Below are 8,233 nucleotides of genomic sequence, written 5' to 3'. Positions count from 1 at the left end.
CGTGGGGCTCCATGGGTGTTGTGGTGCCGTGCTGGGGGTCCGCCTCCTGCGCTCTAGCCTTTGACCTTGGAACCGGGTTGGGGGGAGGGCGGGTAGGAGACAGGAGGGAAAAGGGGATCACGAAGACCCGGCCGTACCAGGGGTTCTGTGCGGCAACCGCGGGCAGCGCCATCCTTGTTTCGGTCACCCACGCAGGCATCCCGGTCTCCTCAACGCACGCGATCAACGGAGCGATCATCGGGGTGGGGGCGACACGGGGGAAGAACGCGGTCCAGTGGCAGGTTGTCCGGGAGATGATGACTGCGTGGATCATCACGATACCCCTTGCGATGGCCATTGCATGGGCCGGATACTTCGTTGTCGCGTTTGTCACCGGGCTTTTTTAGGATAAGGCCCGTTTCGCTAAATTTTTATCATCTCCGACCGATTTACCAACGGGTTTGTTATGGGTTTGCGGGAATTGCTGATACCCCGGGACAAGGTTTTTTTCGACCTGTTCGAGAAACAGGCAGGGATCGTGAAGGAAGCTGCATGGCAGCTTGTTGCCCTCACGGAAGACTTCACGAACGTCAAGGAGAAGCGCCACTCCATCGAGAAACTGGAGCACAAAGGCGATCTTTTAACGCACGATATCTACAACCAGCTGAACACCACCTTCATCACGCCACTCGATCCCGAGGAGATCTCAAGGCTTGCCGCGAGCCTCGATGACGTGCTGGACTTCATCGACGGTGCGACCGAGAAGATGTTGTATTACGGGATCGATACCGCCGACTCCCACATGATCGAGCTCGCAAAACTGATCCACATGTCATCAGTCGAGATCGAGAGTGCGGTCAAGGGCATCCGGTCGATCAAGGACCCCCGCTATGTCGAGGAGCGCTGCATCGAGGTGAACCGGCTCGAGAACCTTGCCGACGACGTGCTCGCCCACGCGGTCACCGACCTTTTCAAAACTAATGACGCGATCATGATCATCAAGCTCAAGGACATCTACGAGCATCTCGAGACCGCAACCGACCGGTGCGAGGACGTGGCAAACGTCCTTTCCGATATTGCAATCCGTCACTCATAATGGCGGCGGGGTTTTTCTGAGGGACGGGCATGATCGAAGCGACCTGGGAACTGATCCTGATCATCATCGGCATTGCACTGATCTTTGACTTCACCAACGGCTTTCACGATGCGGCAAATTCCATTTCTACCGTTGTCTCGACAAAAGTCTTAAGCCCGCGGAATGCGGTCCTGATGGCGGCGTTCTTCAATTTCATTGCAGCGTTCGGGTTCGGCGTTGCCGTGGCAAGCACCATCAGTAAGATAATCGAGCTGAAGATCGTTGATACCAATGTCATCCCGTTCATCATTCTCGCAGCCCTCATTGGCGCAATCACCTGGAATATCATAACCTGGCTCTTTGGCCTGCCTACTTCGTCTTCCCACGCATTGATCGGGGGGCTTGCCGGGGCCGGTCTCTCCGCAGCAGGAATAGCCGCCATCAAATGGTCCACGGTTGAAACGGTCGCCCTCTTCATGATCATCTCGCCGATCATCGGGCTTGCCTGCGGGTTCCTCTTCATGGCGGCCATCCTGAACATCACGAAAAAGGCAAACAAGCAGAGCGCCGAAACGCACTTCAAGCGCCTCCAGATCTGTTCAGCGGCGGCGTACAGTTTCAGCCACGGCACCAACGACGCCCAGAAGACCATGGGGATCATCGTCCCGCTCCTCTTCTCCGTTGGGTATTTCGGGGCCGGTGTTGATCCAAACCACCTGCCTGTCCCGCTCTGGGTCATTCTTGCAGCCCACGCTGCAATAGCTCTTGGGACGCTCTCGGGCGGCTGGCGTATTGTCAGGACCATGGGTTACAAGATCACCAAACTCCGCCCGGTCCACGGATTCGCTGCCGAGACCGCAGGTGCATCGACCATCATCGGTGCATCGATCATCGGGATTCCGGTGAGCACGACCCACGTTATCTGCTCCTCCATCATGGGCGTGGGAACAACCATGGGAACGAGCACCGTCAAGTGGGGCGTTGCCCGCTCAATCGTCTGGGCATGGGTCCTGACCATCCCCATCAGTGCCTGCATTGGTTTTGCCGCGTTTGCGGTAATCCGGGTTGTTATCGGGTATTAATCCCAAGTATTCCGTCTCCTTTTTTGCCGGTACGACAATCCCCGGGTTTCCATCAGAGTCCTCTTCCGCAGGGCGTCATAGCACGCTCTGTCGAAGTCCGATCCCCTTATCAGTATCGCCCCTCCCGCTCCAATCCGCCCTACCGACAGGTTAACGAGATCCTCCCGTGATAAGGCATACTATGGTATGATCGAAGCTTCGTGGGCCCTGATCATCTTTATCATCGGCATTGCACTGGTCTTTGATTTTACCAACGGCTTCCACGACTCGGCTAATTCCATCTCCACGGTCGTTTCAACCAAGGTGCTCTCCCCCCGGAATGCCGTGGTCTTTGCTGCATTCTTCAACTTCATTGCCGCATTCGGCTTCGGTGTCGCGGTCGCAAGCACCATCAGCAAGATCATCCAGCTAAATGTTGTCGAGACCGCAGTTGTCCCGTACATCATCCTCTGTGCCCTCATCGGCGCCATATCCTGGAACCTGATCACCTGGTTCTTCGGGCTTCCCACATCGTCGTCCCACGCGCTCATTGGCGGGATGACCGGCGCCGGCCTCTCCGCTGCCGGGATTGCCGCGATAAAATGGACAACCGTCGGGGAGGTTGCCCTCTTCATGGTCGCTTCTCCCCTGATCGGCCTTGCCTGCGGATTTCTCTTCATGGCAGTCATCCTCAACATCACGAAGAAGACAAACAAATGTGCCGCAGAGATTCATTTTAAGCGCCTCCAGCTCTTTTCCGCGGCTGCCTACAGTTTCAGCCATGGGACAAACGATGCCCAGAAGACCATGGGGATCATCGTCCCGCTCCTCTTCTCCATCGGGTACTTCGGCGCTGCCGCCGACCCGAACCACCTCCCCGTTCCCTTGTGGGTGATCCTCATCGCCCACACTGCCATTGCCCTTGGTACGCTCTCGGGGGGCTGGCGGATTGTCAGGACCATGGGCTACAAGATCACCAAGCTCCGCCCGGTCCACGGGTTTGCAGCCGAAACGGCCGGAGCTTCGACCATCATTGGTGCTTCGATTGCCGGGATCCCGGTCAGTACAACGCATATCATCTGCACCTCCATCATGGGAGTCGGGACAACCATGGGGACGAGCACGGTGAAATGGGGCGTTGCACGGACCATCATGTGGGCGTGGATCCTCACGATCCCGATCAGTGCCGTGATCGGGTTTGCTGCATTTGTGGTGTTGCGGGTCGTTATCGGGTACTGACCTCTTCTCCCATGCAAAGGATTGGGACGAATCATCCTTTCTAAAACTATTGAGACCTATTGGGGATTACGTCGAATAACCTGATAGTATCCGGGATCGATAATCCACTATCCGGAGGTCCGGCCCATGAAGACACGGTATGGATGGGTGGAGATCGATCACGTCCGTTATGATCATGATATCATTATCCACCCGGACCGGAGAATCACAAAGCGTTCCAAGAAAAAATCGCGGAGACTCAAAAAAGAGTACGGCCACACCCCGCTTTCAGAACACGATCTTGCCTTCCTGAAAAAAGGGAAACCCGAGATCATTTTCATCGGCACGGGGCAGTTCGGGGATATGCCGATAACCCGCGAGGCGCACAGGATCCTCTCGGGTTACGATACCTGTGTCAGCCCGACACCGGACATCCTCGACCGGATCGCTGATGAGAGACGACCGTTTGCTGCTCTCCTCCATGTAGCCTGCTAAAAAACCGGGATACCGGGAAAACGGAATACCTGCATTACCCTGTACACGGGTAAGCACCACCCATTCCGCCGTAGCCCATACCTGCCCGGCCTTCCCCCTCACTCCTTTGCAATCCTCAGCGTAAACCGTATCGCCGCCCCGGACTGCGGGCTGCCGGGAATGTGGTCGTCTGCCCGGACACTGCCGCCATAACTCTCGATGAGCATCTTCACGATATGGAGGCCGAGACCGTAGCTGCTCCGCGTGCGTGAATCCGCCGAGAAGCGGTCGAAGATCAGGGGCTTTACTGCATCCGGGATGCCGGGGCCGGTGTCGGTTACGGAGACTTCGATCATCTCTTCCGGAATGTCGCGGGCAGTAACCCGGATTGTGGTATCCCTGCCGCCAAACTTCAGGCTGTTGGCAAAGATATTGTCGAATACAACGCCAAGCATATCATCGGCACACACGTTCCGGTTACAGTTATCCATAACGATACGCGCACCGGTCCGCCGCCCCATCTCGGTTTTTATCACGGCCGCGAGATCCACAACCCCCGCTTCCGGCGGGTTCTTGTAGATCCGGCTGATGGTCTCAATGTTCCGGATAACATCATTACTCCGGTTGGCAAGATCGATGATCTTACCGGCAAACTTCTGCCCGGCCTCGTCAGCAGTGCTCTTCACCAGGTCGGCATACCCGCGGAGGCCCATGATGGCGTTGAGGATCTCGTACGTGATGACATCGAGATAGATGTCAAGGTAGAGGTTGGCTTTCCGGTTCAGCTCTTCGAGCTCGCGGTTGCGGTCGGCCAGTTCTCCGCGTGCGTCGTTCAGGTCGTCCCGCTGCTGCCCGATCTCTTCGAGAAGTGCCTGCATCTCCTCCTGCTGGGACTGGATCGTTTCGAGCATCCGGTTGTGCGACCGGACGAGCGAGACCACTTCATCATCCCCGATCTCCGGCATACGGAGGGTGAGGTCCCCGGACCTGCTGATGGACTTCATTCCGGAATCAAGCCTGCTTAAGGGGAAGAGGACAAACCGCTGGAGGAGGTGCTGGACAACCAGCAGGTACAGGACACTGAGCAGGACAATGACTCCTGCCACTATCAGGATGGAATTCTTCACCATCTGGTATACCGGGCGGGGGGATCCTATCGTGAGGAGAAGGAAGGTCGGATGATTCTCGATCCCGGTGATGAGCGCGTACCCGTCCAGCCGGTTATCTCCTGACTGCCGGACAATGATGCCGCCCTCTTTTGCTGTCACGGCCTCTTCTGCGGACAGGATGGCAGGATCCGTCCCCATGGAGTACGAAACGAGTGTCCCGTCCGTCTGGAGCATGCGGTTGATGTCATCGATCCGCCCGCTGTCCAGTGCCCGGGCCATGACCAGGGTCCCCTGAAGCGGATCCGTTTCGGGCCCGTACTGCACCGGGTAACCGGCAAGGATCACCGGTGTATCTTTGATCGTCGAGAGTCCCCGCCGTCCTGCAATCCCTCCCTGCATGTCTTCGGGCATGATGCTGTTGGAGACGGTCATGTCGAGCCCGGGTGGCAGGGTGGAGGCGATCTCCCCGTCCTCCGTGATTGTCCCAGAAAGGATCCGGTTCCCGCCGGCATCGTACAGGAGGATATAATCGATCCCAAGGTTTTTCATGATGCCCGGGGGGAAGAGCTGTGCTGTGTCCTCTTCCCTGCCAGGGCCGGAGAGCAGCTCTGAAGTCTCCTGCCGGAGGGACCAGTCCCGGGTTGTAGCCGCAACATCTTCGATCTCACTGTCCAGCTGCGAGACGAAGCGCTGGACATGGGCCGTGGTCTCCCGCCCCTCGATCTCCCCGAATGCCTGGAGGATCACCGACTGGGTGATGAGCGCGAGCACGATAAGGAAGACCACGAGCGCAGCGCTCAAAATGAGGAGCGTCCGGGTACGGACCTTCATGGTGCTGCCCCTCCGGGAATTGTCCTCCGGAAGCATTCTTCAGGAACCGTTATCTCGAACCGGCAGCCCATTCCTTCCTCCCCGGTCTCCCGGATAGTCAGGCCGGTAATTGCCAGAATTTCCCGGATCAGGAAGAGGCCGAGGCCGGTATTTTTCCCATAGCCCCGGACAAAGATGACTTCCTTGTTCCCATGGGAGATCCCCGGGCCGTTATCCTCGTAGAGGAGGATAAGCCGCCCCTGTTCTTCGGCTACCGAGAACCGGACCGCAGGGGCCGGGCCGGCATACCTCATGGCATTGTCAAGAAGGTTGTAGAAGACCTTCCCAAGAAGGGGATCTGCCAGTATTTCCAGGCCCGTGCAGGAGGCATCGATAGTTACCGAGGTAAGTCTCAGCGGGAACCGGGCTTTCTGGATCGTCACGGCAATGTCCTGCCACTGCGGGCACTCAACGCCTATCTGCTGGTAGTCCCGGGCGAAGAGGATCTGGGCCTGGACGGTCTCAGCCAGCTGTTCGCATTTGACCAGGTACCGTGCAACAGATGTGTCGGCGGTTTTTTCCTCGGCCAGGGCGAGGTAGGAGCTGAGGGCCGAGAGCTGGTTGAGCATATCATGACGCGTGATCTCGCTCATCAGGTTGAGTTTTTTATTGGTATCCTCAAGAGCCCGTTCCTGGATCTTCTGTTCCGTGATATCGGTCGAGATGACCGTGATGGCGATAACGGTATCGGTCGCGCTGTCATTCACCGGGGAAAGTTTCCGGAGATAATATCTCCCGTCCCGTTCGTATTCTCCCAGGACCGGAACGTTCGTTTCCATAACACGGCGGACCTGCCCGGCAAAGGCCTTTGTCTCTTCCCCGGAATGGAACTCCCCGTAATGCTTCCCTGCACACGCGCCCGGTAAAAGCCCTTTTTTTGCGAGATGCCGGGTATTGACAAGCAGGTACCGCAGGTCCGGATCCACGGTATAGATTGCATCGCCCGCCGATTCGACAAATGAGCGGTACCGGGCTTCGGACCGGCGCAGGCTCTCCTCTGCTTCGAGCAGGTGACGGAACGCTTCGTTGGATTTCTGCTGCTCGCGGTACAGGGAACGGAGAGGAAAAAACACGATGAAAACCGCGACCAGGCTCGTGAAGGCAATGGTAATTGCGTGCGATTCCCAGATGGTGATATCAGGATTGATTGCCTGCTTGGCAAGTTCATAAACCGACATGATGGCCAGCATCGACATAAAAACGAGTATGAGCCGGGTATTCAGCTGTGAGAGGAGGGTGTTTTCGGACATGGTTTTAAAAGTATGCGGGGTACGTCAGGTCTCTTGGGAAATGCTCAGTCACGAACGGGGGCAGATCGTCTTGTCTTCACGAAATGAGCACCGCGGATATTCTCGCGATCCGGAACTGCGGGCTCAGCGTGATATGCTCCCGGAACAGGGCTGTGCCGATCATCACGTCACGGGAGATCGATCCCACGTCTTTCTCGTCCATGCGGAGCAGGATCTCCGGCAGATCCGGCGGGAAGAACTCTTCGAGACTTCCCCTGCTGCCGAACCGGGCTAACGTATCGATCGCGGCATCGTTGTAATACGTGATCTTTCCCCCGGGCGAGCCCTCGATGACCGGAGTCAGCTCGAGGTGGGGGAGACCGGCCGGGCCGAGCGCTGCCTTTGCGGCAGCAACTTTTCCCGACATCTCTTTCATCAGGATCATGTGGCCGAAGTGGAGGTTCCCGGTATCGAGCGGGGCGATGTGGATCTCCGTATCGATGGCAAAGCCATTCTTGTGCCGGAAGCGCGTGGTGATCGTTGCCTTTCCGTTTCCTTTCAGCTCCTGCTGGATCCGGTTGCCGATCTCATCATAGACCTCCTGGTTCTCGTACAGGGTTTCAAGGTGCATCCCCTTCAGTTCGTCGCGGTCGTACCCCAGCATATCGGCAAGGGAGTCGTTTGCCCACTGGAACGTGCGGTTCTTAACATAGGCAATGCCATTCGGCGACGCAGCCAGGATAGCACGGAGGATGGCATGCTTGCGCTGCAAGGCTGCTTCGGATCTCCGCTGCTGGACGGCACATCGCACATGGTGGCCCAGTTCGGCGTACTGCGATCGCGGCTCTCCGCCTTTCTGGATATAATGGTCCGCCCCGCAGTTGAGGGCTTCGATGACAACCTCCTCGCGGCCTTTCCCGGTGAAGATGATGAAGGGCAGGGAGCGGGAACGGGTCCTCACGGCCTTCAAAAATTCGATACCATTCATCTCCGGCATCTGGTAGTCGGATACAATGGCATCGAACGAACCGGTCTCCAGGAGCCGGAGTCCTTCAGGCCCGGACAAGGCCGTTGTCACGGTGATGCCGGCCTGTCGTTCGAGATAGATCTTCCCGATATCAAGGAGAGCGGGATAGTCATCGACGAACAGGATAGATATATCTTTTTGTCCCTCATTGAGAGAAGGGGCCTCAAGGGCCTCCGGGGGATGTCCGGAAT

At 57.3% G+C, this 8,233-nt stretch carries 8 protein-coding genes; 5 read left to right on the top strand and 3 right to left on the bottom strand.

Annotated features, from left to right (window positions below):
* The 5 genes from CW742_RS03860 to CW742_RS03840 form a co-directional block, all read left to right on the top strand.
* Window positions 1-386: inorganic phosphate transporter (locus tag CW742_RS03860; protein ID WP_292416704.1), on the top strand; the 386-nt coding region annotated here is incomplete at its 5' end.
* A gap of 59 nt (window positions 387-445) precedes the next feature.
* Window positions 446-1,075, top strand: coding sequence for a DUF47 domain-containing protein (locus CW742_RS03855; protein ID WP_292416702.1), 630 nt, complete (start codon window positions 446-448; stop codon window positions 1,073-1,075).
* Between the two features lie 29 nt (window positions 1,076-1,104).
* Complete coding sequence (locus CW742_RS03850; protein ID WP_292416700.1) at window positions 1,105-2,136, top strand: inorganic phosphate transporter; 1,032 nt, start codon at window positions 1,105-1,107, stop codon at window positions 2,134-2,136.
* Window positions 2,137-2,322: 186 nt separating this feature from the next.
* Window positions 2,323-3,354 (top strand): inorganic phosphate transporter, encoded by a 1,032-nt coding sequence (locus CW742_RS03845; protein ID WP_292416697.1) that lies wholly within the window; start codon window positions 2,323-2,325, stop codon window positions 3,352-3,354.
* Between the two features lie 126 nt (window positions 3,355-3,480).
* Complete coding sequence (locus CW742_RS03840) at window positions 3,481-3,828, top strand: hypothetical protein (RefSeq protein ID WP_292416696.1); 348 nt, start codon at window positions 3,481-3,483, stop codon at window positions 3,826-3,828.
* Between the two features lie 98 nt (window positions 3,829-3,926).
* Here CW742_RS03840 and CW742_RS03835 read toward each other — a convergent pair whose 3' ends face one another.
* The 3 genes from CW742_RS03835 to CW742_RS03825 all read right to left on the bottom strand — a co-directional run.
* The gene (locus CW742_RS03835) at window positions 3,927-5,747 is read right to left on the bottom strand and encodes an ATP-binding protein (protein WP_292416693.1); all 1,821 of its coding nucleotides are present in this window, start codon (window positions 5,745-5,747) and stop codon (window positions 3,927-3,929) included.
* Window positions 5,744-7,036 carry a sensor histidine kinase gene (locus tag CW742_RS03830; protein WP_292416690.1) on the bottom strand — a complete coding sequence of 431 codons (1,293 nt, stop codon included), beginning with the start codon at window positions 7,034-7,036 and terminating at the stop codon, window positions 5,744-5,746. The genes CW742_RS03835 and CW742_RS03830 overlap by 4 nt, the downstream gene beginning before the upstream one ends.
* Window positions 7,037-7,112: 76 nt before the next feature.
* Window positions 7,113-8,233 (bottom strand): response regulator (locus tag CW742_RS03825; protein ID WP_292416686.1); only part of this gene is annotated, 1,121 nt, incomplete at its 5' end.

Origin of the sequence: Methanoregula sp., from assembly GCF_002835825.1 — an archaeon.
Taxonomy (GTDB): domain Archaea; phylum Halobacteriota; class Methanomicrobia; order Methanomicrobiales; family Methanospirillaceae; genus Methanoregula.
This window is presented reverse-complemented; position numbering and strand designations above follow the sequence as displayed.